Genomic DNA, 25,296 nt, shown 5'->3' on the forward strand with positions numbered 1-25,296 from the left:
ACCCGCCGAAACACTCGACGCACTACTGTGCGACCCACTCAATCCACCCGCTGTTGCATAGACGCCTTGAACCCAAGATCCACAGGCGTGACACGACCCGACACTCGGCGAGTTACTCCGGCGAAAAATCCCCCAGGCGGGCCCGCACCCCGTCGATCACCTCGCCGAACGCCGCGCGCTGGTCGGCCGACATCCCGTCGAACAGCACCTGCCGCACCAACGCCGCGTGGCCGGGCGCGGCCGTCCGCAGCGCCGTCCGCCCCGCGTCGGTGAGCGCGACGGTCGCACCACGCCGGTCCTCGGTCGCGCCCGCGCGGGACACCAGCCCGCGGTCGCGCATCCGCCGCAGTTGGTGAGACAGCCGGCTCTGCTCCCAGGACAGCGCCTCGCCGAGCTCGTACATCCGCTGCGCACCCCGTTCCGACAGCGCCACCAGCACCTCGTAGTCGGCGAGCGACAGGCCGCAGTCCCGCTGCAGCTGACGGTTCATCGCCGCCTGCAGCTCGGCCACCATCGCGAGGTACCCGCGCCACACCCGTTGCTCATCGGCCGACAACCACACGGAATACATGACACATCATGCGAGTTGTCGTGTCCAGACGTGCCACCTACGCTGGCGCACGGTTCCCCGAGGAGATGACATGACCACTGCCGAGCGGATCGACATCCGGCGTTCCGGCGAGCGCCCCAGGACGCAGATCTCCTGGCTGGACTCCAAACACTCGTTCTCCTTCGCCGACCACTACGACCCCGCCAACACCCATCACGGCCTGCTGCTGGTCAACAACGACGACACCGTCACGCCAGGATCGGGTTTCGACACCCACCCGCACCGTGACATGGAGATCGTCACCTGGGTGCTGCGCGGGTCGCTCGTGCACCAGGATTCGACCGGCAACTCCGGCGTCATCTATCCCGGTCTGGCACAACGGATGTCAGCCGGCCGAGGCATCCTGCACTCGGAGAAGAACGACTCGTGGACGCTGACCGGTCAGGCCAGCCACCGCGAGCCCGTGCACTTCGTCCAGATGTGGGTCGTGCCCGACGAATCCGGGATCGACCCCGGCTACCAGCAACTCGAGATCGACGACGACCGGTTACGCGGTCAGTTCGTCACGATCGCCTCGGGGATGCCCGAACACCGCGACGACACCGCGATCACGATCCGCAACAAGTACGCGGCGCTGCACGGGGCGCGTCTCGACGCCGGCGACACCGTGGAGCTGCCGAGCGCGCCGTACCTGCACCTGTTCGTCCCGCGCGGTGAGGTGTCGCTCGAAGGCGCGGGGCCGCTGGGCGAAGGCGACGCCGTGCGGTTCACCGCATCCGGCGGGCAACGGGTCACCGCGGTCACGCCTGCCGAGATCCTCGTGTGGGAGATGCATGCGAATCTGTCTGCCGTATAACGTTTTCGGCATGCTCGCCGCAGTGACGCTGTTGGCCGGATGTTCGTCGACAGCACAGGAGGCGCCCGCTCCTCCGCCGGCACGGTCTTCAGCCGAAGAGTCCCCTGCCGGTCTGCAGTCGGTGACCGTCGAGGTGCCTGCGGGCATGGATTCGGCGCCGTTCGACGAGCCGCGCCAGGCGACGGTCCCGGCGGGCTGGACGCTGTCGGTGTGGGCGCGCGTACCCAAGGCCCGGTTTGCGCGGTGGGCACCTGACGGCGCGCTGCTGGTGTCGCTGCCCAGCCGCGGCGAGATCGTGACCGTCGACGGCCCACAATCCACACCCCTGCTCGACGGCCTCACCCAGCCGCACGGAATGGCGTTCGCCGGGGGCACGCTCTATGTCGCCGAGAGCGACGAGATCTCCGCCTACGACTACGTCGACGGCCGCGCGACCAACCGCCGCACCGTCGTCGCCGGGCTACCCGACGGCAAGAGCCCCGACCTGCGCGGCGCCTACGCGCACGCATTGAAGAGTGTCGCGGTGGGACCCGATGGCGCGGTGTACTTCTCGATCGGTTCGACGGGCAACATCTCGGCCGAGGACCGCGACGCGACGCCGCCGCGAGCGACCATCATGCGCGTGCCGCCCGGCGGGGGTCCCGCGGAGCCGTTCGCGACGGGCGTCCGCAACGGCACCGGCCTGGCGGTCGCGCCCGACGGTTCGGTGTGGACCGCGGTCAACGGCCGCGACAACGTCGCGGATCCCGCGACCGGCGAGGTCGACCCCGCCTACGTCGCCGACCATCCGCCCGAGCAACTCGCGAAGCTCACTCCCGGCCGCGAACTGGGTTGGCCCTACTGCAACATCGACGGCGGACCCGCCGATCTGCCGTTCATCCGGGATGTGCAAACCAATCCCGACGGCGACGAGCTCGACTGCGCGGCGCTACCCCCGGTCGAACAGAGCTTCGGTGCGCATTCGGCGCCGCTGGGGTTGAATTTCGTCGACGGGCAGTTGCCCGACCCGTATGCGCGCGGAGCGCTGGTCGGAATCCACGGATCGTGGAACGCGCAGCCACCGCGCGCTCCGGAGGTGTCGTTCTATCCCTGGCGCGACGGGGATCTGGGCAACCAGCAGACGTTGGTCGGCGGCTTCCAGGCCGACGACGGCTCCCGCTGGGGCCGCCCCGTCGACGCCGTACCCGGGCCCGATGGGGCGGTGTACATCACCGACGACGACGCCGGCGCGGTGTACCGGTTGGCCCCGCCCGGCCGCTGACACGCCGAAGTGGGCCCGCGGCGAAACGCTGCGGGCCCACCTTCGGCGGCGGTTCTTCTTAGCGGACGGTGGTTCCGGGGCGCGAGCCGCGCTTGCCGGTGACGCCGACGTAGATCGCGATCAGCACGATCGCGACGATGATGCCGACGAGGAACGGGATGAACTCGAACCCGCCGTTGGAGTTGCTGTAGCCGAGCTGGTAAGTCAACCAGCTGCCGAGGAACGAACCGAGTGCGCCGAGCACGATCGTCATGATCACGCCGATGTTCTGCTTACCGGGCATGATCAACCGCGCCAGCGCGCCGACGATCAGGCCGACGATCAGTGCGCCGAGGATGGTTCCGATCATTTCTGCTCCTTCAGATCTCCAGGGGGCGCTTACGCCCGAGCCCCGGTTACCCACTCCCCCGCGCTTCACGCCTCTCGGCCGCAATGACTCCCGAACGGCGACCGTGCCGTTGCCAGACCGCGATCTAGCTGTTACGAAAGTTGACAGAGTGACGACTGTGAATATCGTTATGGCCAGGTGACCTCCGTCGAAAGGCGACCGTGCCCATCTCAGCAAACACAGTCCGGCGACTGACCGCGCTCGTCGCCGTGTTCGCGCTGTGTTCCGCGCTGGGCACCCTGGGCCAACCACATGCGCGTGCCGCCGACCCCAAGGCGCTGCTCCTCGGCGCGATCGCCAACACCAAGGGCGCCTACCTCGTCTACAACTTCGGCGGTGAGTTCGCCGCGCCGTTCCTCGCCGCCGACGGCCGGGAGTACACGCTCAACAACGGCGGCCACCTGATGACGATCAAGAACGCGGCCTCCCGGTTGCATCCGCGGTTGCTCGTCGACACCCATCAGGGCTTCCAGGCGCGTTGTGAGCGGGATCCGCGAGCCCGCACCGCCGAGGGTCTGTGGCAGGCCTCGGAGACGTTCACCCCGCTGCAGGCCTGGCAGGCACTGGGCCAGCCGGCCATCGCGATCAACGCCAACTTCTTCGACGTGCGCGGCCAGAAGGGCGGCTCCTGGCGCGAAACCGGATGCAGCTCCCCGCTGGGCGCCTACGTCGACAACACCCGCGGGCAGGGGCGCGCCAACGCCGCCGTCACCGGCACCATCGCCTACGCCGGTAAGCAGGGGCTGTCCGGCGGCGATGAGACCTGGACGGCGCTGGCGACGATGATCCTGCCGGTCGGCGGCGCACCGTATGTCGTGATGCCGAAGACCAAACAGGATTTCGACGCCGCCTCGACGGAGATCCAGACGTTGATGGACCGCAACGCCGCATTCGTCGCGGTCGCCGGGCTCGGGTTGTTGGGCCCGGGGCAGACCGGACAGCTCAACGATCCCGGCCCGAGCGCGGCCCGCACCGCGATCGGCTACAACGCCGCCAACGATCAGCTGTACGTGTTCCAGGGCGGTAACTACACCCCCGACAACATGCAGGATCTGTTCCGCGGCCTCGGGGCCGACCGGGCGATCCTGCTCGACGGCGGCGGCTCGTCGGCGATCGTGTTGCGCCGCGACACCGGGGGCATGTGGAGCGGGGCTGGGTCGCCGCGCGGCAGCTGTGACACCCGCGCGGTCCTGTGCGACTCCCGCGAGCGTGCGCTGCCCAGCTGGCTCGCGTTCAACTAGCACGTCAATACCGGGTTCCCGACCCGACACGTGGGACCATCGGGGTTCCAGTGACTGATGTGACCAAATCTTCGAAACCCCGCCGCAGCGCCGGCGGCCGCTCCGACGCGCCGTCGCGGACCTTCCGCACCGACATCGAGGGATTGCGGGCGGTGGCGGTGCTGGCCGTCGTGCTCTACCACGCGGGAGTTCCTGGCCTTGGTGGCGGTTTCGTCGGCGTCGACGTCTTCTTCGTCGTATCGGGATTCCTCATCACCGGGTTGTTGTGGCGCGAGGTCGCTTCGGGCGGCCGCCTGCGCCTCGGTGCGTTCTACGCCGCCAGGGCGCGGCGGCTGCTGCCCGCCGCGGCGGTCGTACTCGTCGCCACCGCAATCGCCGCCGTGTCGTTGCTGCCGCCGTTGCAGGCGCGCGGGGTCCTCGCCGACGCGATCGCCAGCGCCCTCTACGTCGGGAACTACCGCTTCGCCGTCGAGGGCACCGACTACCTGGCGACCACCGATCCTTCGCCGCTGCAACACTATTGGTCGCTCGGCGTGGAGGAGCAGTTCTACCTGGTGTGGCCGGTACTGATCGTCGGCACCGCCTGGATGCTCCGCCGCCGTGGCGGCAGGGGCCGTTCGGTGCTGCCGTACGCGGCGGTGCTCGCCGCGGTGGCCGCGGGATCGTATGCCGTGTCGGCGGCGTGGACGGATCAGTGGCCGGCGTGGGCGTTCTTCTCCCTGCCGGCCCGCGGGTGGGAGTTGGCGGTGGGCGGGTTGCTCGCGCTCAGCGCCGGGTGGTGGCGACGGTTGCCGCCGGTCGTCGCGGCGGCGGTCGGCTGGGCTGGGCTGGCGCTGATCATCGCGGCGTGCACATGGCTGACCGCGGCCACCCCGTACCCCGGGACCGCGGCGCTGCTGCCCGTCGCCGGCACCGCGCTGGTGATCGCCGCCGGCTGCGCGATCCCGAATCTCGGTGTGGGACGCCTGTTGTCGAAGCCGGCGCCTCGCGCTATCGGGCGGGTGTCGTACTCCTGGTATCTGTGGCACTGGCCGGTGCTGATCCTCGCGCCTGCCGCCTTCGGCGCTGAGCTCGGTGTGGCCGGTCGGCTCGCGATGGTGGTGATCTCTCTCGGCCTGGCGATCCTCACGTTGCACCTGGTGGAGAACCCGGCGCGGTTCGCCGCGGTCCTGCGCGGGTCCGCGGTGCGCAGCCTCGCGCTCGGCGGCGTCGCCACGGCGGCCGCGGTGTGCGCGGCGCTGGTGTTGCTGCTCATGCGGCCGGTGCCGACCGGGGCGGGACCCGCCGCGGCGACGCCTGCGGCGCTGTCGGCGCCCGTGCCGCATGAGGCGGCCACCCCTTCAGCCCCGGCCGCCGTGCCCACCCCGCGCCAACAGGTGCAGGCCGCGGTCGCGGCGTCCGCCGACATGCGGCAAGTGCCGGTCGACCTGTCGCCGCCGCTGGGCGAGGTGGCCAAACCGGAGGTGTTCGTCAACGGATGCGTGCTGTCGTGGCGCGACGTCGAGCAACCCGACTGTGTCTCGGGCGATCCGGCGTCGGCAGTGCGGGTGGCGCTGGTCGGGGACTCCCATGCCGCGATGTGGCATCCGGCACTGGAAGAAGTTGCCGGGCAGCGTGGCTGGCGGCTGGAGACCATGAGCAAGGTGACCTGCCCTCTGATGGACCTGGCGATCACCAGCCCGTACCTCGGCCGCAGCTACAGCGAATGCGAACAGTGGCGCGGCGATGTCCTGGCGCGGTTGGAAAGCGAACGGCCGCAACTGATCGTCGTCGACATGTCCCGCCGCTACGGCGGCGATTTCGGCTTCGTCTCCTACGATCCGAGCTGGGTCGACGGACTCGGGCGGCTGGTGACGCGACTGCGGTCGACGGGTGCGGCGGTCCTCGTCCTGGGTCCGGCACCGGATCCGTTGACGACGGTACCCTCGTGCGTGTCAGGGCATATGGACGACGTGGTGGCGTGCTCCCCGGCGCGGCCCGAGGCGCTCAACGCCGGTGGTATCGCGGCGGAATCGGCGGCCGTGGAGGCCGCAGGCGGCCACTACGCCGACCTCTCCGACCTGTTCTGCACCGCGCAGCGCTGCCCGGTCATTGTGGGGAACACGCTGGTGTACCGCGACGACAACCACATCACCGGCGAGTACGCGCGGTGGCTCGCCCCGGTGATCGGTGAGATCACCGCGAGCGCACTGGGCTGACGGGTCAGGCCGCCTCGGCGGGTTTGCCGCTGTCTTCCGACTTCTCGGCGTCCTTATCGTCGGTTGCCGTGTCGTCAGACGCCTCGTCGTCGGAATCCGTTTCCTCGGAGGCCTTCTCGTCTTCGGACGGGTCGTCCTCGGGCGCCTCCGCAGCCGCGTCTTCGTCTGCCACCTCCTCATCGGTGGCGTCCTCGTCGGTGGCGTCCTCGTCGGTCGCGTCCTCGTCGCCGGACTGTTCGGCCGGCACGTCCACGGTATCGACGGTGTCGTCGTCCCCGACGGTCTCGAGCTCCTTGGCGTCGGCCGCGTCGGTGTCGTCGTCGGCCGTTTCGTCACCGACCACCGTGAGCGCCACGCGACGCGAGCTCTCGTCGGGCACGGAGTTGGCCGCAGGCGTCGAGACCCGCGTCAGGTTCAGCCCGCTCAACGCGCCGTCGAGGGTGTCGCGAATCTGATCGACAACCCCGTTGAGCCCGAGATCGCCGATACCCCCGGGCAGCCCGTTGTCGAGCCCCAGCAGGTTCAACAGTGATGCCAGTGCGTTCTTCACGGGGTCGCGGCTGAACAGCCCGTCCTCGACGGCCTGCCGCACACCGGCCGCCAATGCGCCGAAAACGTCACCGGGAACGTTCATCCAGTTCACGTCCGGGAAAGACCCGAACGCCGTCGGGACATCGGTGTCGTCGAACGTCCGCACGTACTCCCAGTAGCCGTCGTCGTTCCACTGGCGCACCACGTCGGTGTAGCCGAGGTTCACCAGGCTGGTCAACGCCGGCCCGAGCGCGGTGCCGATCGGATTGTTGAGGTTCAAACCGGTGAACAGGTTGATCGCATCCACGACGAGGTAAGTCGGCTCGAGGAGCGGCAGCGCATCGATCGGAACGGTCACGTAGAAGTTCAGTGCGAGTGGATCACCGCCGAGTGTCCCGCCGAGCGCACCGGTGATCTGCGGAGTCAGCTGCTCCGCCACCGCCCCGACGGTCAGTCCGGTGTCCAACCCGCGCAGCGTATACGTCGGGAAGGCTGCCGCGGCAAGGGAATTGAGCAGCGAGACCGGGTTCGGCCACGCCGGGAAATCGGAAAGCCAATCGTGCTGAACGGTGACGTCGACCTTGATGGGGATCAGCGTGGCGCCACCGAGGTACAGACCGCCGACCGGCCCGAGCCCCCCGCTGTTACTGACCTCGGTCTCCGGGGTCACGGTGTCGATACCGAACAGGCCTGCCAGTGGGTAGAACCGGGCGAACAAACCACCGTTGGCGCGACCCGGATTCTGCAACAACAGCATCGGCATGAGGGTGACGCTCCCGAGCAGCGGCGGAGCTTCCGGCCCTTGGTACTCCGTTCCTCCGGGCTGGTAGGGCAGCTGAGCCACGATGTCCTTGTACGCCATACCGGCCGCGAACGCCCCGGTGCCCTCACCGATGACCACGGGAACCCGGACCTTGAGCAGGTCCGGAATCTGGTCCAGGTTGAGGGGGCTGAGCAGTTCGAGGAGTTCGGTCAGGAGACCCGGGACGTTGATGACGCCGGTGTCGAGCAGGTCCAGCAGTCCATCCACCCCGATACCGAGGTACTCGGTCCCGTCGACGTCGTCGGCCACCGAATTGGGGAGTGTCGGCACCCAGCCGAGGTCCGTGCCGAGCACCTTGAGCAGTGTGAACACATCGCCAGAGGTCACGACGTTCACACCGACTCTCTCGCCGAGCGCGCTGAGGTTGGCCAGATTGCTGAGGTCGAGGCCGACGATGTCGAGCAGACCCCCGATCGTGTTGAGACCGGCCGCGTTGAGACCCTGGGTCAGCAGATCCTTCAACAGCGGGATCTGGTTGATGACGGGCTCCAGTCCGAGCGCCGCAGCAAGGGGCAGCGTGATGCCCCCGAGCAGGTCGACGAAAATCGGATCGGTCAGCAGTGCCAGCGGCAGGTTCTCCAGCACCCGCTCGAGGATGCTCTGCGGATCGATTCCGGCCGCCTGCGCGAACGCCGCGAGGTTGAGATTCTCGAAGACCGAGCGGAACAGCGCGTCGGCGAACTCGTTGCGCAGGTCGTAGAGCGCCTGACCGGCCCCGCCGGTGAGGTCCGGGATGGCGTGCAGGGGCGGGAACAGGCGGAAGTCCGCGGTCAGGTCGACGGCATCGCTCGCCTTCGTCGCGGCCGCCGACGCCGTGGGCGCAGGCCCGACTCCGGCGGTGAGCGCCGTCGCGGTGACGGTGGCCGCCCCGATCACAGCAATCTTCTTCGAACGTCGCGACACGTCGCGATGCTTGCCCATTGACCCCGGCCCTCCCGCTTTCTCAGCGTTGTCTCAGGCACCGTAACATCGCTTACCAGGTTCAATGGGCGATTGCTGGAATTCGGCGTCGCCGGCGTCAAATTCGATTGTTGCCGCTGTTGGTGGCCGGTATCGCCGGTGCGCGCGCGGGACTGCTGCCGGCGTCGCCACGTTGCTGGCCTTGCTGGTACCGCATTGTTAGCCAGCGGGTACGCCGCGCTCGCCGGCGACCGGAGCTTTTTGTCTATTCATGCAGTTCAGCTGCGCTGAGCTATCCCGGCCGTGCCCATTGCCGCCGTTCGCTGCCATTGCGTACGCAAGCACTAATCGCTGCTCAGCACCGCCCGCAACGCCGACTCCGTCTGGCGGGCGTACCCGCCGCCGAACAGCACGACGTGGGCGAGCAGCGGATAGAGCTGGTGCAGAGGCAACCGGTCCCGCCACCCGGCGCGCAACGGCCGCACCGACTCGTAGCCGGCAATCACCTCGTCGAAGTACGGGCATCCGAAGAGCGCGAGCATCGCGATGTCGGTCTCCCGGTGCCCGCCGTGGGCGGCCGGATCGATGAGGACGACGCCGCCTCTGGTCCACATCAGGTTGCCGCTCCACAGGTCGCCGTGCAGGCGAGCGGGCACATCGCCGTCGTCGAAACGCCCGTTGCGGCAACGGTTCCGGACCTCTGCGAGATCCACCCGGCCCTGTGCACTCAGTCGCGACTCCGCGCGCTGCCCCATCGGTCCGAGCCGTTCGTCGGCGTAGAACACACCCCAGCCGGCGTGTCCCCGCAGCGACATCGGCAGCGGGTTGTCGAGCGGGCCGAAGAACCCCGGCCCGTCCCAGCCGTCGGGCCCCGCCCCGAACGCCTCCGCCCCCGCTTCGTGGGTTCGGGCGAGCGCTGCGCCGAAGTCGTACGCCGAATGCCGTTGCGGTGGTGTGGATTCAAGCCGTTCGAGGGTCAACGACGTGTCGTCCCACCCGATCACCGGCACACACGCCGCCCCGCCCGCGGCCGCGAGCCACCGCAGTCCCGCCGCCTCGCATGCGAAGAACCCCGGCGGTGCGTCCGCATGGCGTTTGACGAACGTGCTCATGGAGCGGTGCCGAACGCGAAGATCGCCCCGGCGGCCGCCACGACGGCCGCCGCCAGCCCGATCACCGGCGCGACCGTCACCAAAGTCAGCGTCGCCCCCACCACAGCACCCGCACACATGGTGAGCACCACGCCGTAGCGCAACCTCTCCCGCTCACCGGCGCCGCCGGCCAGCCTGCTGTCGAGACCGAGCCCGACGATGGTCTGCGTGAGCACCGTGGTGCTGAGCTCCTGGATGCCGAACTGCCGCGCGGTGGCGTTCTGGATGCCGAAAACGATTGCCAGACCAGCGATCAGCACGAGCTTGCGGTCATCGTGATAGTCGAGGACGCCGGTCCCCGCCAACACCGCCAACACGCTCAGCGTCACCACTTCGGCGCTCAGCGTGACGGTCAGCCAGCGCCTCGGGCGGTCGCCGAGATGTCGCACCAGCCGGCCGCCGACGACCGCGCCCAGCACGAAGCTGACGAATGCGACCAGCGCCGCGGTCACATCGACGCCGGAGTGGGGAACGAACCAGAACCCCAGGAAGATGACGTTGCCGGTCATGTTGGCGACGAACACGTGCCCGAGCACCAGGACACTGATCGCGTCGACCAGACCCGTTGCGAACGTCAGCAGCAGCAGAGCGGTCACGGTCAACCGGTGGGAGACCGGCGAACTGACGGGCATGACGCGGACGTCCGCTACAGCTGCGGGGTGAGGTCCAGTTTGGTGACCGCGTTCATCCCCGTGATCAACCAGTCGGAGCCGTCGCGCTCCATCGTCAACCGGTAGGACAGGTACCGCAGCGAGGGTACGTTCTTGCTCACCGGGCTCGTCGACACGGAGTTGGTGTAGACCAGCGCGGTCGCCTCGGTCGGGGTGAGGTTCTCGACGGCGGTCCCCATCACCTGCGTCGTGTTGGTGACCTTGGCCTGTTCGTTGGTCGAGACGATGGCGTCGATGTACCGGCGGTACTCGCTGGCGAATTCGCCTGACAGATAACGGGATGACCGGTCTGGCAGGGTGGCCATGTCCTCGGGGGTGTAGCTCCACAGCGTGGTGATCGCCTCGGTCGCCGTGCGGGCGATGTTCACCTTCGTCGCGACCGCGGCCCGGTCGGCGAGATACGGCTGCAGCATGGCTGCGGCGAACGCGCTGGCCCCGACGAACACCACCGACGCCACCGCGGCCGCCGTCAGCAGCCGCTTGCCCGCCGGACGGTGCGGGACGAGGACGGGCTCGGGTTCAGGTTCGGTCTCCGTCTCGACGGGCTCGGCGTCAGCGTCGGCGTCCGCGTCCGGTTCGGCGTCGGCCGAGTCGCCGGACTCGGCTTCGACCTCCGGCTCGGATTTCGTCGTGCGGCGCTTCTTACCCGTCGGCACCCGGGGCGCCGACTCCTCGACCTCGGACACCTCGTCGGTCGTCGTATCCGGCGTCGAATCCAGCTGCGGCTCGTCCTTCTTCGCCCGACGCCACGGGAACCGGCGCCGCTGCCGCGACGGCCCGGCGGACTCCGTGGTCAGATCACCTGAATCAGCTGGCTGATCTTCCACTGCTGTCCCTCCTGCGTCGTGGTCGCCACCCAACGGTTGCCACTCTCGATCGTCTGCTTCCCGTCCGGTGTCTTGGATGTGGTCGTGGTGGCCACCAGCACGCTGATGCTGCCGTTGTCGTTCCGGTGCTCCACGCCCGCCTCGACGACCTCGCCCTGGGTCGGTTCGGCTCGCGCCACCTGGATCACGATCTCGTTCATCTTCTCTTTGAACGTCTTCGCGAATTCGCCTGTGCCCTGGGCCAGTACGCGATCGGCGTAGTCGTTGGCGTGGAACGGATCCAGCGAGGTGTACGTCGTCATGAAGCTGCGCACGTAGTCGAGCGCGGCGGCTTCCCGCAGTTCGGTGCGCCTGTCGGTTTCATGTGAAACCAACATGAACATGCTCGCGCCCACCGCCGCGGCCAGCAGCAGCGCCGCCAGCGTCGCGACGAGCGGCAGGCCCCAGCGGCGCGGCGGCCGCGGCGTCACCGCGAAGTAGTCGCGCTCGTCGGCGTCGATCCTGCGGCGCGGGCTCATTGACCCGGTCCCTGCATCGCCGGCGCCTTGAGCACCGTCAGGCTGTCGACCCGCCAGTTGTCGCCGAGTTTCCGGAAGTCGACCCGCACCGTCGCGGTGATGAACTTGAGGTCCTCGGCCTTGGCGCCGCGCTGCCCCTGCATCGCCAACAGCATCGCGGCCTCGTCGGCCGTCGCAGAGAGCACCGCGCTGCTCACCGCCCAGTACTCGTTGGTGCTCGGCTCGGCCTGCCGCGCGACGTCCTGCTGGGCCTGCAACTGCGGCCGGTAGGCGTCCGTCGTCAGATCCTGCGCACGCCGGAAGTCGTCATCGATGGTGTCCACCCCATAGCTCAGCATCTGCTCGACGATCCGGGGTCCCTGCTCGGCGATCTGCGCGCGGGCCTGCTGTAGCTGCTGCTCCTGGCGGTACACCGCCAGGTAGGTGATCCCCACCGTCACCAGCGCCACTACCACGGCGCCGACCAGCACCTTCGCGGCGATCCGCCGCATGTCCCGCCGGGGCTGCGGCACCTGCCGCGCCTCGGTGCGTACCAGTAAATCGGCGAACGTGCGGTGCCGCCCGTCCCAGAGCGGCCACAGCCACCCGACGAACAGCGCGGCGGTGTCCAGCAGGTGCGCGAGCTCGCGCAGCAGCAGCCGGCCCAGCCCGGCGTCGCCACCGTCGCGTCCCACGACCCGGATCCCGCACAGTGCACGGCCCAGCGTCCATCCGATCAGCGAGGGCAGCAGCACCCGGTTGACGATCACGGCCAGCAGCGCGACGATGGCCACCCCCGTCAGCAGCCACCAGACCCCGCCGATCCGCGGACCGGTCAGGAACCATGGCGCCGTCGTCGCGACGATCGCGAGTCCCGGCAGCACGTCGATGGCGAACGCACCGGCGCGCACATGCCAGCGGGCCAGCGGTTCTGCCGGTGCGGTTTCGGTGTCCGGCGCCTCCGGCGGCGCGTCGACCACCATCGTCACGACGTGACCTGGTCGAGGCGGGCGACCTTGTAGGTCCCGTCGGCCGGAGCCATCTGCACGCGCAGCCGGTAGCCCTGCTCTTGGTCGGCGGCCTCGGAGTTCGTCACCTTCACCCGGACCGCGACCAGCACGTCGATGGAGCCGTCGTCGTTGTGCTTCTCGACGGCCGCCCGCATGTCCGAGACCTGCACCTGCACGTTCGCGGCGCGGTACGCGTCAACGAGCAATCCGCCGTACAGACCGGCCTGGACGCCGAAGTCCCCGGTCGAGCATTCGAGGATCTTCGCCTGGCTGGCCGTCATCGCCGCCGCGTCGGGGGCGTGGGTGGCGGCCACACAGTCGCGGGCCGCGGCCACCGCTTGGGCCTCGCTGTCCGCGAGCTGGGTGCTCTGCTGGTTCGACCTCAAGGCGAGGTACCCGCCGACGCCTGCGCCCGCGCTGAGCAACACGAGTACGAGGCAGATCGCGATCAGCCACCCTCGGCCCAGTCGCGGCGGCCGTCGCCCGTCGTCTCCGTCCTCGGGGCTGCCCTCGACGGGCGTTTCGGTTGTCTCGTCGGTTTCTGTTGTGTCGTTGTGGTCTTCAGATACTGCTACCGAGGGGTCCGGCGTTTCATCAGCATCGGTGGGGTTCAGCTGGCGGGTGCCAGCATCTCCTTCCATCCGTCGTCTCCTGGGTTGCTCGAGTTGCTGACGTTGTACTTGACGCCGTCAGGTCCGACCACCTCACCGCTGGATGGGTTGTACACAGCAGTGCCCGGTGGTCCTGGTGCCGGAGTGTAAACGCACGGGTTGGGTTGTTGTCCACTGCACTGGACGCGGCCCTGCCCGGGCGGGCTGAGCGGATCGCTGACCGGCGACGGCGGCGGCGGCAGCTGATCGGCCGGCAGCGGGTTCATACCGTTGTTGATCGTCGGCGCCGGGATCAGGCCGTTGCGTCCCGGGTGCACCGGCTGGTTGCATCGGGCGCCCGCCGCCGGGCAGTCCCGGATCTGGTTCGGGTCGCCGTACCAGGGGTTGGTGCCCATCGGCACGTACGGCTCGTCGCTGCGACACTCCTTCGGGGTGGCCGCACGCTTACCCGGCACGTCCGCACACGGGTAGTTACGCGCACCGCGGACGACGTTGGCCTGGAAGTCCTTCGGGATCTTGCAGTACGTGCCCGACGGAAGTTCCTTCATGCTGGTGTCGGCGGGCGCACGCCACTCGGACGCGGGCAGGAACCCGGTCAGACACGGCGGCGGCTGGTTGATCGACAGACCGAAGTGCAGCAGACCCTCACCCTCGAAGATCGTGCCTGCCTGCGCGACCGAGGCGCCCTGCGGCAGCACCACCAGCGCCTGCTCGAGGCCCTTGTTGTACCGCTTGAGCATGTCGATGACGACCGACAGGTTCGCCAGCGTCTGCGGCAGCGAGTCGCGCACCCCGCTGAACACCGCGTTGAGCTGATCGGCGGTCGGCGCGGCCTGCTGCAACCCGCTGCGCAGCGCGGCGTCCTGTTCGGCCGACTGGGCGGCCAGGATGTTCAGGTTGCGCGACCACTGGGCGATGTTGTCCCCCGAGTCGACCTGGCTCTGCAGGATCGGCGCGGAGTTCTCGATGATGTCGTCGACCGGCCCCAGGTTGTCCCGGAAATCCTGCGCGAGGTTGGTGGTCGAATCCACCAGCCGCTGCAGCGACGGGCCGAGGCCGCCGACCGCCTCGGACGTCTCGGTCAGCAGTGCGTCGATCTTCTCCTTCGGCAGCACCGCCAACCCCTCGTTGGCCGCATCGAGCGCGGGCCCCACCTCACTGGGCACCGTGCTCTTGGTGATGGTCTGCCCGTCGCTGAAGTACTGGCCCGGGTTGCCGGTCGACACCAGGTCGAGGTACTGCTCACCGATGGCCGAGACCGAGTGCACGTTGGCGCTCGCATCGACCGGGATCCTGTACCGGTTGTCGATGCTCATGGTCGCCTTGGCGCCGCGCTCGGTGGGCTCGACCGCGGTGACCTTGCCGATCGTCGTGCCGCGGTAGGTGACGTTGGCGGTTGAGTAGAGGCCGCCCGACCTCGGCAGTTCGGCGTGCAGCGTGTACTGCCCGATCCCGACCAGGCTGGGCACCCGCAGGTAATACCAGCCGAGCACCGCGAGCGCGATCACCGTCAGCACCGTGAAGATGATCAGCTGGATCTTGATGAAGCGAGTCAGCACCGCTCACTCACCCCTTTCGACCAGCGGTCCGTTCGGTGCGCTGTGCGCGTTCGGCGTGAAGCGCACGTCCGGGATCATTGTCGCCGGGTCGCGGCCCCACGACTGTTCGAGCGCGCGGGCCATACCCGACACACCGGTGCCGGACAGGAAAGCGTTATCGAGGGCCGACAACGTCAGGTCCACGTTCAGCGACACGTTGATGTAGTCACCGCGCACCACCTTCGGGATGTTCTCGATGCTGAACGGGGCGGTCAGCATCAGCTTGAGCGCACCGATCAGGTACGGCGACGACCTGGCCAACTGCTTGAGCGGACGCTGCAGGTTCTGCAGGTTGGTGTGCAGCGGATCCTGGGCCTGGCCGAGGTAGGTGTCGGCCGCGCGGCTGATGCGGCCCACCGCGATCACGGCGTCGGCGAACAGATCCCGCGTCTCGGCGAAGTGCTCGATCAGCGGCGGGAACTCGGTGAGCACACGGTCGAGGGTGTCGTTGCGGCTCGCCACGATGTTGAGCAACCGGTTCGTCGAGTCGATGGCGCGGGTGAGGTCTTCACGCTGCTGGTTGAGCTCGTCGGTGAACACGTCGAGCCGGCCGAGGAACTCGCGGATCTGCTCCGCCCGCCCGGTCAGCAGGTTGTTCACCTCGGTCTGGATCACCTCGAGGTTGGGGATGCCTCCGCCGCGCAGGATCGTCGCGATGCTGGCGAGCACCCGCTCGGTGGTGGGGAACGCCGAGGCGTTCTTCAGCGGGATGGTGTCCCCGTCGCGAAGCGGCTCCGACGACGGATCCGGTGGTGCCTCCAGCTCGACGTGCTGGGACCCCAGGAGGCTGGTCTGACCGATCTTGGCCAGCGCGTTGGACGGCAGTTCGACACCCGGCTGGATGCCCAGCTTGAGGGTTGCGACCCAGTTCTTCAGCTCGATCGCGCGGACGGTCCCGACGAAGACGTCGGCCACCCGGACCCGGCTGTTGACGTTGAGCGCCAACGTGTCCGGCATCTGGACGTACACCGTCATGGCATCGCCGCCGGTGCCCGGACCGCCGGGCAACGGCACGTTCGCGATGCCCTTCCACGAACCGCACGACGTCAGCACCACCGCGGCCACGGCGAGCGCGACCGTGCGGGTGGCGAGACGACGGATCCTGTGCTTCATCACGGCGCTCCTGCTTCAGCGGGCAACGGCGGGCCTGCCGGTGCGGGTGCCTGCGCGGCGGGCGCGGGTCCTGGCGCCGGACCCGACAGCGGGGAGCCCCCGGGGTCGCCCGGGATGACACCCGGGGCGGGTGCGGGCGGCGGGCCGGGTTGCGGGTACCACGGCGGCGGCAACGGATTGCGTTCGTCGAAGGCGTTCGGCGGGCCGGGCAGGTTGCCGTCGCGCGTGGTGCCGAACGCGGGCGGTGCACCCGGGATCGGCGCGTCGGGTCCGCCGAGCAGCGCGGCCAGCGACTGCGGCGTCAGCATGTTCGCGGTGAACGGCTGCACGTCGACGCCCTGCATCCCCGGGGCGACGACCCAGCCGGGCTCGTGGTTGCCGTGGGAGAACAACGTGTCGCGGGAGAAGATGCCGGGCACCGTGGTGTCCTTGTATCCCGGCGGCGGGCGCAGCCGGTCCTCGGAGTAGGCGATCATCTTCGGCAACGTCATGGCCGTGCTGATCTGGTTCAACCCGAACGGCGGGAAGTTGAACTTCAGCGCATCGAGGATCGGCGCCAGGTACTGCGCGCACAGTTCCGCCGACTCCTGGTAGCCCAGCCGGCTGCCCGCCTGGATCGAACTGCAGATGAACTGCATCGGGTTGGCCATGCCGTTGATGACCGGCACACCGACGATGCCGCCGTTGACCGGTGAGCTGATGTTGAGGATGTTGCCGCCCAGGTTCGGTAACACGTGCAGACCCGTTTCCAGACCGTCGAGCGGTTCGGGCTGCAGGATCGCGTTGGTCACGTCGGCGAGGTTGTTGATGTCCTTGGTCAGGACCTCACTGTTCTCGTCGAGGAACCCGCGCGTGGTGGTGAGCAGCTCGTTGAGGTCCTGCAGCGCGGTCGCCAGCTCGCGGTCGGTGTTGGTGAACGAGTTGGTGAACTGCGCCAGGTCGTCATTGAGGGCGACGAACTGCTGATCGCTGCGGTAGAGCGCGTTGACGAACAACGCGAGGCTCTTGACCACGCTGAAGAAGTCACCGCGGCCCTCGTTGAGGGTGGTCAGCGCCTCCGAGAGGCTGTTCAACGTCGTGTTGATCTGCTTTCCCTTGCCGGACAGACCGTCGGCGAAGGACTCGATCACGTCACCGAACGGACCCTTGGGCTGGTCCGGCGTGGGGCCGAGGTCGGTGAGGATGCGGTCGAGCGAGTCACGCAGCTCGTCGTACTCGACGGGCACCTGGGTGCGGTCGATCGGGATGACCGCGTCATCCTCCATGACCGGGCCGCCGGTGTACGGCGGGGCCAGCTGAATGGTGCGCGAGGCCACCAGGCTCGGGTTGAGGATCGACGCGGTGGCGTTCGCGGGCACCTTGTACTTCGACTCGTAGCTGAAGGTCACCTTCATCTTGTCGCCCGCCGGTTCGATCTTGTCGATCGTGCCGACCCGCACACCCATGATCTGCACCTTGTCGCCGGGGTACAGCGCCAGGGTGTCGGAGAAGTACGCCACGACGGTGTTCGTGGACAGCCTCTTGTACAGCTGCCAGCCCGCGAACGCGGCCACCAGCGCCAGCACCACGACAAGCGTGCCGATGATCACCGAAGCGCGTGACAACGTCGGCATCTTCATGTTCCGCACGTTGAAGATCGTTGACATTGATCAGGCCCCCGTCATTGTTGAGATCCCGGCGGGAGGAACGGTGGATTGCCCGGCAGCGGACCCGTCTGGGCGGGCGACAGCTGCTGGCCCGGCCCCGGCGGCGGCGGCGGACCCGGCAGCGCCGGCGGCGGCGGCACGTTGTTCACCTGACCGCCTACGGCCGTCGGACCGGGGAACGGTCCCGGCGGCTCGTTGCGCGCACCCGGCGGGGCCGGCGGCAGCGGCACGGGCGTACCCGGCACCACGGGCGCCTGCTGACCCGGCACCCCGGAACTGGCGACGCCGGGAGTGGGCAACATGCCGTTCGGGTTCGGCTCCGACGTCGCCACGTTGGGCCGGCCGTGGTAGTTCGGACCGTAGGGATTGTCGCCGAACGGGCCGACGCTCAGGTCCGCACACGGCAGCGGATTGCCCGGTGTGGGCAGGCCGTCGGCCGGCGGGGTGTAGGAACATGGGTCGCCCCTCGGCACCGCGGGATTCGGGTACTCCGGAGTGCCCTGCAGGGTCGCCGGCGCAGGCGGCGGCGCACCGTTGGGCTGACGCACCCCGTTCGGATCCGGGAACTGGTAGGCCGGCAGACCGGCGTCACGCCAGAACTTCTGCGGGTCGATGCCGCGCTTCTTGAACGCCGCGTCGACGTACGGCTGCAGGATCCAGTAGGGCGCCAGGTTGACCAGCATGACCTTGAAGTACGGGCCGGACGCGAAGGCCTCGGCCAGCGATGCGGTGAACTTGCTCAGCGTGGTCAGCACGTCGACCAGGTCGAATTTGCGCTCGACGAGGATGTCGCTGATCACGCGCAGCTGCTCGAGCACCCTGTTGAGGTTCGGGTTGTCGTCGATGAAGCCCTCGACCTGCTCCGAGAACGCCGACACCCGCTCCAGCAGCTGGCCGACGGCGTAGCTGCGCTCGTTGATCGCGGCCAGCAGGGTCTGCGCGTTGACCAGCAGCGCATTCACCTGACCGCTGCGCTCACCCAGCACCCCGGCGATCTTGTTGGCATTGGCCAGCAGCTGTTTGAGCTGCTCGTCGCGCTTACCGATGGTGTCGGAGAAGCGGGCCACCCCGTCGAGCGCCGCGCTCAGGTGCGGATAGGTCTGGTCGATCGTCTCCGACAGCACATTGAGCGACTCGCGCACCGATGTGGTGTCCCAGCCGGATGCCGACTTGGTGAGGTCGAAGAACGCGTCGTAGATCTGGTACGGCGTGGTCGTCTGCCCCAGCGGCAGAATTCCGTTCGCCTCCAGCGCAGTCGACCCACGCGGCTCGATCTCGATGTTCTTGCGGCCCAGAATCGTATCCGTGCGAATCGCCGCGCGGCTGTCACTGCCGATCTGCGTACCGCCCAGCGTGAAGCCGACGACGACCTTGTCGCCCTCGATCTCGGTCTTGAGCACCTCGCCGACGTCGACGCCGGCGATGCGGACCTTGTCGCCGGGGTTGATGCCGCCGGTGTCGCCGAACTGCGCGAAGTACCTCGGCTTGGCGAACAGCATAGGCACGCTGGCGAAGCTCTGTCCGACCCCGACGACGAGCACCAGGATGATGATGCCCATCAACCCGCCGCGGAGGCGGTTCGATCCCTCGAGCGTTCTCATTGCGGAGTGCACCTACCCGTGGGCTGACCCCACACCTTGACGGTGCGCACCGGCCCGCCCGGCTGCAGGCCATTGAGCTTGAGCGTCACGTCGCAGGCGTAGAAGTTGAAGAAGTCGCCGTACACGCCGCCGGCGCGGCCGATGATCTTCAACGCGTTCGGCAACCGGACGAGGATGTCATTGAGCTGACCCTTCTGCTCGACCAGCGGCTGCTGGGTGGCCTCCAGGTAGCCGACCGTGTCCTGCAGCAGCGACCGGTTCTCGGCGAGCAGGTCGGCCACGGTGCCCGCGGCGTCGCTGATGTCGGCGACCGACGACGCGATCGGGTCGGCGCGGTTCTTCAAACCGGTGATGAGCCGCTCGAAGTTCACCAGCGTTTCGTCGAACTGCTCCTGGTGCCTGACGGTGGTGTCGAGCACGGTGTTGAGGTTGCGGATCACCTCACCGATCGCCTGGTCTCGATCGGCCAGCGCCGACGTCAGCGACGCGGTCTGGTCGAGGATGTCGTTGATGGTGCCGCCCTGCCCCTGGAATACCGTGATGATCGACCTGGCGATGTTGTTGACCTTCTCCGGGTCGAGCGCCCGGAACAGCGGGCGGAAACCGCCGATGAGCGCGTCGAGGTCCAGCGCGGGTTCGGTGCGCTCGACCGGGATGGTGCCGCCGGAGGGCATCTTCCGATCGCTGTCGCCGCGCTTGAGTTCGAGGTAGCGGTCGCCGATCAGGTTCAGGTAGCGCACCGACGCGGTGGACTCGTCGAACAGGGGCAGGGACCGGTCGACCTTGAAGTCGACCTTGACCCGGCTGCCCCCTTCGATCAGCTCGATCTTGGAGACCTTGCCGACCTCGACGCCGGAGGCGCGGACGAACTGGCCGGGCCGCAGGCCGCTGACATTGGTGAAGATCGCCGAGTAGCCGGTGGTGCGATCGAAACGCATCTGACCGAACACCACGATGATGATCGCGGTGAACAGCAGCAGCACCAGCGAGAAGGCGCCGAGTTTGAGTGCGGTACCGGTGATTTTCATGGGTTGATCGTGTTCTCCCCGATCTGGCGTCCCCAGACGTATTCGATGGCGATCGGTTGACCGAGTTCGAGATGGTTGTACGGCGCAAGGGAGGCGCCTGTGTCGAGGACCAGGTACGGCGCGGGCCACAGATCCCGGGTGATGGGCTGCCAGCAGCCGGGCCGCCCCTCCGGACCACCCTTGGCGTTCACGCGCGGCAGGTTGTCCGGGTACACGTACGGGTTGCCCGCGCCGAGGGCCTCGGAGTGGGTGTTGAGCGAATAGCCGTTCCCGCCCAGCGACGACGAGATCTTCGGCTCCACGTCGTGGAAGTTGCGGATCGTGCAGAACAGCGCGGGGCTGTACTCGTCGAGCAGCGCACTCGTCGGGATGAGGTCCTCCGCACCGCGGACCAGGTAGGGACCACCACGTTCGAACACCTCACCGCCGGTGTTGCCGAAGCCGACCGCCGCGATGAGCGCCTGATCGAGGTTGCCGCGCTGTTCGTTGAGCGTGCGGGCCGTGGTCACCGCATTCTCCAGCCCGTCGAACAGATCGGGGGCGGCGTTGGCGTACACCTCGCCGAGGTCGGCCAGCCCGCGGACGTCCCGTCGGATCTGCGGCATCTGCGGGTTGAGGTCGGCCAGGATCGCGTTGCCGTTGACGATCGACTCGCCGAAGCGGTCGCCGAGGCCGTCCAGGGCCTGCGCGGTCGCGGTCAGGGTCTGGTTCAGCTTGACCGGGTCCACCTTCTCCGCCACCGACACGACGGTCTCGAACAGCGTGTTGAACTCCGTCGTCACGCTGGTCACGTCGATGACGTCGGTGGACTTGATCCGCTGCGGGACCGGGTCGGGCGGCGTGGTGAACGAGACGTACTTGTTGCCGAACACCGTGGTCGCCGAGATGTCCGCAAGCACGTTCGCCGGGATCAGCTGCATGTACTTCGTGTCGACCTCGAGCGTGATCCTGGCCCGGGGATCGTTGCCGACGCTGACCGCGTTGACCTCGGCGACGCGGCCGATCTCCACACCGTTGTAGGTGACCTTGGTGCCGGGGTCGAGGTTCAGGCCGGCGCGGGCGGCCATCATGGTCAGCTTCTCGCGCGAAGCGAAGTCGCCGCGGAACTGAAACGCGACCAGCGTGGCGACCACCGCGAAGATCACCAGCAGGACGAGGCCCGCGATCTTGTACGGCGGCGTACGCGGCTTGTTGACGGGTGAGTTCGGCTCGGCCATGGCTACACCGTGAGGTTGAAGTTCGGGTCGGTGCCGTACAGCGCCAACGAGGCCAACAGGACAACCAGCACGATCGCGATGAGCGAGGCCCGCATCGAGCGGCCGACCGCCTCACCGACGCCCACCGGACCACCACTGGCGTAGTAGCCGTAGTAGCAGTGGTTGAGCATGACGATGATCGAGATGATGATCGCCTGCACGAACGACCATGCGACGTCGTCGGGTCGCAGGAACGTACGGAAGTAGTGCTCATAGGTGCCGGTCGACTGCCCGTAGAACAGCGTCGTGGTCACCTGCGCCGATAGGAAGCTCATGATGATCGCCATTGCGTAGAGCGGGATGATGACGATGAAGCCGGCCATGATGCGCGTCGACACCAGGTAGGAGATCGACTTGATGCCCATCACCTCGAGGGCGTCGATCTCCTCGCTGATGCGCATGGCGCCGAGTTCGGCGGTGGCGCCGGCGCCCACGGTCGCGGCCAGGGCCTGACCGGACACCACCGGGGCGGCGATGCGCACGTTGACCAGTGCGGCGAAGAATCCGGTGAACGCCTCGACGCCGATGTTGCCGAGCGAGGCGAACCCCTGGATCGCGATCAGCGAACCGCCCGAGAGGGTGACGAACCCGACGATCGCGACGGTGCCGCCGATGACGGCCATCGCGCCTGTGCCCATCCCGATCTCGGCGATCAGCCGCAGCACCTCCTTGCGGTAGTACCGCAGGGCGTGGCCGATCGAGCCGACGGCGGTGACGACGAACCACGCGACGTGGCCGACGCTGTCCAGACCTCGTGACGGCGCCGCGACGAGCTTCTCCGCGCGGGCATAACCGCGGGGGAAGCGCTGTCGCAGGACTGTCCCGGTCTTGGCGTTCGACTCCGATGTGGTTGCCATGTCAGCGCCCCGTTCCGAACCGCACGCCGATGGTCGTGAGCACCACGTTGACCGCGAACAGCGCGACGACGCAGAGCACCAGGGTCTCGTTCACGCCGGTGCCGACGCCCTTGGCGCCGCCGCCCACGGTGAGCCCCCGGTAGCAGCCGACCAGCCCGGCGATGAGGCCGAACGTGGTGGCCTTGACGACGGAGATGAGCACCTCGGGCAGGCCGGTCACCAGCGTGAGCGTGGAGACGTAGGCGCCCGCCGAAACGTTCTGGATGTAGACGCCGAAGATGAAGCCGCCGACCAGGCCGATGGTGATGACCGCGCCGTTGAGCAGGAGCGCGACGAAGGTGGAGGCGACGACACGCGGAACCACCAGACGGTGGATCGGGTCGATGCCGAGCACCTCGAGGGCGTCGATCTCCTCGCGGATGGTGCGGGCGCCGAGGTCGGCGCAGATGGCGGTCGATCCGGCGCCGGCGACCACGAGCACGGTGACCAGCGGTCCGAGCTGGGTGACGGCGCCGAGCGCCGCACCGGCGCCGGAGACGTCGGCGGCGCCGAATTCGGCGAGCAGGATGTTGAGCGTGAAGATGATGAGGACCGTCAGCGGCACGGAGACTGCGACGGTGGGCAGGAAGGACACCCGGAACAGGAACCAGGCCTGCAGGATGAACTCGCGCCACTGGAACGGACGGAACAGCGCCTTACCGGTCAGCACGCACATCCGGACGAACCCGCCGACGGCTTCGAGCCCCGGCCTGACCTGATCACGTACGTATCCCGTCAACCCGCCACTGGAGGCGGTCACGAGCGCGCTCCCATGCCGGAACCGTCAACCTCGTGGCGCAACGGCAGAACCTGTCGCACGCCGCCTCCTTGCCCCATTCCGACCCTAGTGACGACTGTCTCCCTACTCATAAGTAGTAAGTGAGACCACAGGACTGTACCCGATCGTTTCCCGGCCGTGCACCGCATCGGCAGGATTGGGCACTCAACCGTTAGCAAACCCGCGTCCATTCGCTAGCTTCCCGGACCTGCTGCCGAACCCGTTGGCGCAGTGGAACTTTCGCCAGCGTCAATCGGCTTCGGGCCTGCGTACCGCTGGCGTAGCTCCGTCTTGAGGACCTTGCCGGCGGGGTTGCGGGGCAGCGCGTCGACGATCTCGAGCGCCTTCGGGTGCTTGTACCGGGCCAGCCGTTCGGTCAGGAATTCGTCGAGATCCGCCAATGACAGCGCCGGCGGCTTGGCAGCGTCCTCGGCGCCACGCACCGCCGCGACGGCCACCGGCACCTCACCCCACTTCTCGTGGGCGCGCCCGATGACCGCCACCTCGGCGATCGCGGGGTGGGCGGCGAGCACGTTCTCGACCTCGGCGCAGTAGATGTTCTCGCCACCCGAGATGATCATGTCCTTCTTGCGGTCGACGACCCAGATGTAGCCCTCCTCGTCCTGGCGGACCAGGTCGCCGGAGTGGAACCAGCCGCCCTCGAATGCTTCGGCGGTGGCCTTGGGGTTGTTCCAGTAGCCGGCCATCAGCGTCGGGGCCCGGTAGACGATCTCCCCGACCTGTCCGATCGGGACGTCGTTCATGTCCTCGTCGACGATGCGCGCGGCCACCGTCGGGATGACCTTGCCCACCGAGCCGAGCTTTCGCAGCGCGTCCTCGCCCAACAGCATGCAGGTGACCGGCGACATCTCGGTCTGGCCGAAGGCGGCGAGGATCTGCGCGCCGGGGAAGGTCTCCGCCATATCGCGCAGCAGGGTGTCCGAAGCGGGCGCGGCGCCCCAGGACAGCACCCGCAGTTTGAGGTCGCGCGGTTTGGCCCGCTGCGCTGCGCACACCGCCTGCCACTGCGCGGGCACCAGGAAGATGCCGGTGACCTTTTCTTCGGCGAGCACGTCGAGCAGCGCCCCCGGGTCGAACGCGCCGAGCGGGTAGAGGACGGTCGGGCGGCCGAGCAGCAGGCCGACGATCGTGTTGCCGATACCGGCGATGTGGAACAGCGGCACCCCGATGAAACCGACGTCGTGGTTGAGGTCGACGCCGTTGGTGAACAGGAACGTCATCGCCTGGCCGGCGATGTTGACGTGGGTGAGCACCGCACCCTTCGGGCGGCCGGTGGTCCCCGAGGTGTACATGATCAGCGCGGGTGCGTCGTTGGGGATGTCGACGGGCGCCGGCGCCTCACCGGGTTCGGCGATCAGGTCGTCGTAGCCCAGGATCCCGTCGTCGGTGGCGCCACCGGCGACGATCACCGTCTCGAGCGTCGGATCGAGGTCGCGTACCGCGGTGGCGACGGGGGCCAGCACCGCTTCGGTGACGACCACGCGGGCGGCGCAGTCGCTGACGAGGAAGGCGATCTCCGGCGGGGTCATGCGGAAGTTGACGGGGACGGCGATGGCGCCGAGCTTGTTGACGGCCAGGAACGACTCGATGAACTCGGTGCGGTTGAGCATGAGGATGAGGACACGGTCGCCGAAACCGACGCCGCGGCGGCTCAGGGCTCCGGCCAGCTTGGTGACGCGGTCGTCGAGTTCACCCCAGGTGGTGGTGCGGCCCATGAAACGCAGTGCGGTGTCGCCCGGCTGCATGAGGGCGTGCCGGGCGAGCTGATTGGTCCAGTTCTGCCTGCGGGCGAGATACGGCTGCTCGGTGTGTGAAGGCTCAGAGGCGTCGGGCTCGGAGGTCAA

At 68.3% G+C, this 25,296-nt stretch carries 22 protein-coding genes; 4 read left to right on the plus strand and 18 right to left on the minus strand.

What is annotated here, in order from left to right; genetic code table 11:
* Nucleotides 1–112: 112 nt before the first annotated feature.
* Nucleotides 113–571, minus strand: a complete 459-nt coding sequence (locus tag AU194_RS07890; protein WP_059088692.1) for a MarR family winged helix-turn-helix transcriptional regulator — start codon at nucleotides 569–571, stop codon at nucleotides 113–115.
* A gap of 70 nt (nucleotides 572–641) precedes the next feature.
* Here AU194_RS07890 and AU194_RS07895 point away from each other — a divergent pair, with 70 nt between their 5' ends.
* Nucleotides 642–1,406 carry a pirin-like bicupin family protein gene (locus tag AU194_RS07895; RefSeq protein ID WP_059088693.1) on the plus strand — a complete coding sequence of 255 codons (765 nt, stop codon included), beginning with the start codon at nucleotides 642–644 and terminating at the stop codon, nucleotides 1,404–1,406.
* Nucleotides 1,384–2,667 (plus strand): sorbosone dehydrogenase family protein, encoded by a 1,284-nt coding sequence (locus AU194_RS07900; RefSeq protein WP_059088694.1) that lies wholly within the window; start codon nucleotides 1,384–1,386, stop codon nucleotides 2,665–2,667. The genes AU194_RS07895 and AU194_RS07900 overlap by 23 nt, the downstream gene beginning before the upstream one ends.
* A 58-nt stretch (nucleotides 2,668–2,725) precedes the next feature.
* Here the strand turns inward: AU194_RS07900 and AU194_RS07905 are convergent, their stop codons facing one another.
* Nucleotides 2,726–3,016: a GlsB/YeaQ/YmgE family stress response membrane protein gene (locus AU194_RS07905; protein WP_059088695.1), complete on the minus strand. Its 291-nt coding sequence runs from the start codon at nucleotides 3,014–3,016 to the stop codon at nucleotides 2,726–2,728.
* 200 nt (nucleotides 3,017–3,216) lie between these two features.
* Here AU194_RS07905 and AU194_RS07910 point away from each other — a divergent pair, with 200 nt between their 5' ends.
* Nucleotides 3,217–4,296 carry a phosphodiester glycosidase family protein gene (locus AU194_RS07910; RefSeq protein WP_197417545.1) on the plus strand — a complete coding sequence of 360 codons (1,080 nt, stop codon included), beginning with the start codon at nucleotides 3,217–3,219 and terminating at the stop codon, nucleotides 4,294–4,296.
* Between the two features lie 59 nt (nucleotides 4,297–4,355).
* Complete coding sequence (locus AU194_RS07915) at nucleotides 4,356–6,494, plus strand: acyltransferase family protein (protein ID WP_231743226.1); 2,139 nt, start codon at nucleotides 4,356–4,358, stop codon at nucleotides 6,492–6,494.
* Nucleotides 6,495–6,498: 4 nt separating this feature from the next.
* Here the strand turns inward: AU194_RS07915 and AU194_RS07920 are convergent, their stop codons facing one another.
* From AU194_RS07920 to fadD5, 16 genes are all read right to left on the minus strand, one after another.
* Nucleotides 6,499–8,751, minus strand: a complete 2,253-nt coding sequence (locus tag AU194_RS07920) for a PE-PPE domain-containing protein (RefSeq protein ID WP_231743227.1) — start codon at nucleotides 8,749–8,751, stop codon at nucleotides 6,499–6,501.
* 341 nt (nucleotides 8,752–9,092) lie between these two features.
* Nucleotides 9,093–9,860 carry a fructosamine kinase family protein gene (locus AU194_RS07925; RefSeq protein WP_059088697.1) on the minus strand — a complete coding sequence of 256 codons (768 nt, stop codon included), beginning with the start codon at nucleotides 9,858–9,860 and terminating at the stop codon, nucleotides 9,093–9,095.
* The gene (locus tag AU194_RS07930) at nucleotides 9,857–10,531 is read right to left on the minus strand and encodes a YoaK family protein (protein ID WP_059088698.1); all 675 of its coding nucleotides are present in this window, start codon (nucleotides 10,529–10,531) and stop codon (nucleotides 9,857–9,859) included. Before AU194_RS07930 ends, AU194_RS07925 begins: the two co-directional genes overlap by 4 nt.
* Before the next feature lie 14 nt (nucleotides 10,532–10,545).
* Nucleotides 10,546–11,397, minus strand: a complete 852-nt coding sequence (locus tag AU194_RS07935) for a hypothetical protein (RefSeq protein ID WP_059088699.1) — start codon at nucleotides 11,395–11,397, stop codon at nucleotides 10,546–10,548.
* The gene (locus AU194_RS07940; RefSeq protein WP_059088700.1) at nucleotides 11,364–11,915 is read right to left on the minus strand and encodes a mammalian cell entry protein; all 552 of its coding nucleotides are present in this window, start codon (nucleotides 11,913–11,915) and stop codon (nucleotides 11,364–11,366) included. The genes AU194_RS07935 and AU194_RS07940 overlap by 34 nt, the downstream gene beginning before the upstream one ends.
* A complete protein-coding gene (locus AU194_RS07945) occupies nucleotides 11,912–12,883 on the minus strand; it encodes an RDD family protein (protein WP_059088701.1) in 972 nt (323 codons plus the stop codon). The genes AU194_RS07940 and AU194_RS07945 overlap by 4 nt, the downstream gene beginning before the upstream one ends.
* Nucleotides 12,880–13,545, minus strand: coding sequence for a hypothetical protein (locus tag AU194_RS07950; protein WP_059088702.1), 666 nt, complete (start codon nucleotides 13,543–13,545; stop codon nucleotides 12,880–12,882). The genes AU194_RS07945 and AU194_RS07950 overlap by 4 nt, the downstream gene beginning before the upstream one ends.
* A complete protein-coding gene (locus AU194_RS07955) occupies nucleotides 13,515–15,074 on the minus strand; it encodes a virulence factor Mce family protein (protein ID WP_059088703.1) in 1,560 nt (519 codons plus the stop codon). Before AU194_RS07955 ends, AU194_RS07950 begins: the two co-directional genes overlap by 31 nt.
* Before the next feature lie 3 nt (nucleotides 15,075–15,077).
* Nucleotides 15,078–16,226, minus strand: coding sequence for a virulence factor Mce family protein (locus AU194_RS07960; protein ID WP_011854204.1), 1,149 nt, complete (start codon nucleotides 16,224–16,226; stop codon nucleotides 15,078–15,080).
* Nucleotides 16,226–17,872: a virulence factor Mce family protein gene (locus tag AU194_RS07965; protein ID WP_011557548.1), complete on the minus strand. Its 1,647-nt coding sequence runs from the start codon at nucleotides 17,870–17,872 to the stop codon at nucleotides 16,226–16,228. The genes AU194_RS07960 and AU194_RS07965 overlap by 1 nt, the downstream gene beginning before the upstream one ends.
* A gap of 14 nt (nucleotides 17,873–17,886) precedes the next feature.
* Nucleotides 17,887–19,473: a virulence factor Mce family protein gene (locus AU194_RS07970; RefSeq protein ID WP_059088704.1), complete on the minus strand. Its 1,587-nt coding sequence runs from the start codon at nucleotides 19,471–19,473 to the stop codon at nucleotides 17,887–17,889.
* Entirely contained in the window at nucleotides 19,470–20,501 is a 1,032-nt protein-coding gene (locus AU194_RS07975) for a virulence factor Mce family protein (protein ID WP_011557546.1), read from the minus strand. Before AU194_RS07975 ends, AU194_RS07970 begins: the two co-directional genes overlap by 4 nt.
* Nucleotides 20,498–21,718 (minus strand): MCE family protein, encoded by a 1,221-nt coding sequence (locus tag AU194_RS07980; RefSeq protein ID WP_011854202.1) that lies wholly within the window; start codon nucleotides 21,716–21,718, stop codon nucleotides 20,498–20,500. Before AU194_RS07980 ends, AU194_RS07975 begins: the two co-directional genes overlap by 4 nt.
* A gap of 2 nt (nucleotides 21,719–21,720) precedes the next feature.
* Nucleotides 21,721–22,614 carry an ABC transporter permease gene (locus AU194_RS07985; protein WP_011854201.1) on the minus strand — a complete coding sequence of 298 codons (894 nt, stop codon included), beginning with the start codon at nucleotides 22,612–22,614 and terminating at the stop codon, nucleotides 21,721–21,723.
* Nucleotide 22,615: 1 nt separating this feature from the next.
* Nucleotides 22,616–23,329 (minus strand): ABC transporter permease, encoded by a 714-nt coding sequence (locus AU194_RS07990; protein ID WP_369804057.1) that lies wholly within the window; start codon nucleotides 23,327–23,329, stop codon nucleotides 22,616–22,618.
* Between the two features lie 296 nt (nucleotides 23,330–23,625).
* Nucleotides 23,626–25,296 carry a fatty-acid--CoA ligase FadD5 gene (gene fadD5 / locus AU194_RS07995; RefSeq protein WP_011854200.1) on the minus strand — a complete coding sequence of 557 codons (1,671 nt, stop codon included), beginning with the start codon at nucleotides 25,294–25,296 and terminating at the stop codon, nucleotides 23,626–23,628.

The organism is Mycobacterium sp. GA-2829 (assembly GCF_001499965.1).
Lineage (GTDB): Bacteria > Actinomycetota > Actinomycetes > Mycobacteriales > Mycobacteriaceae > Mycobacterium.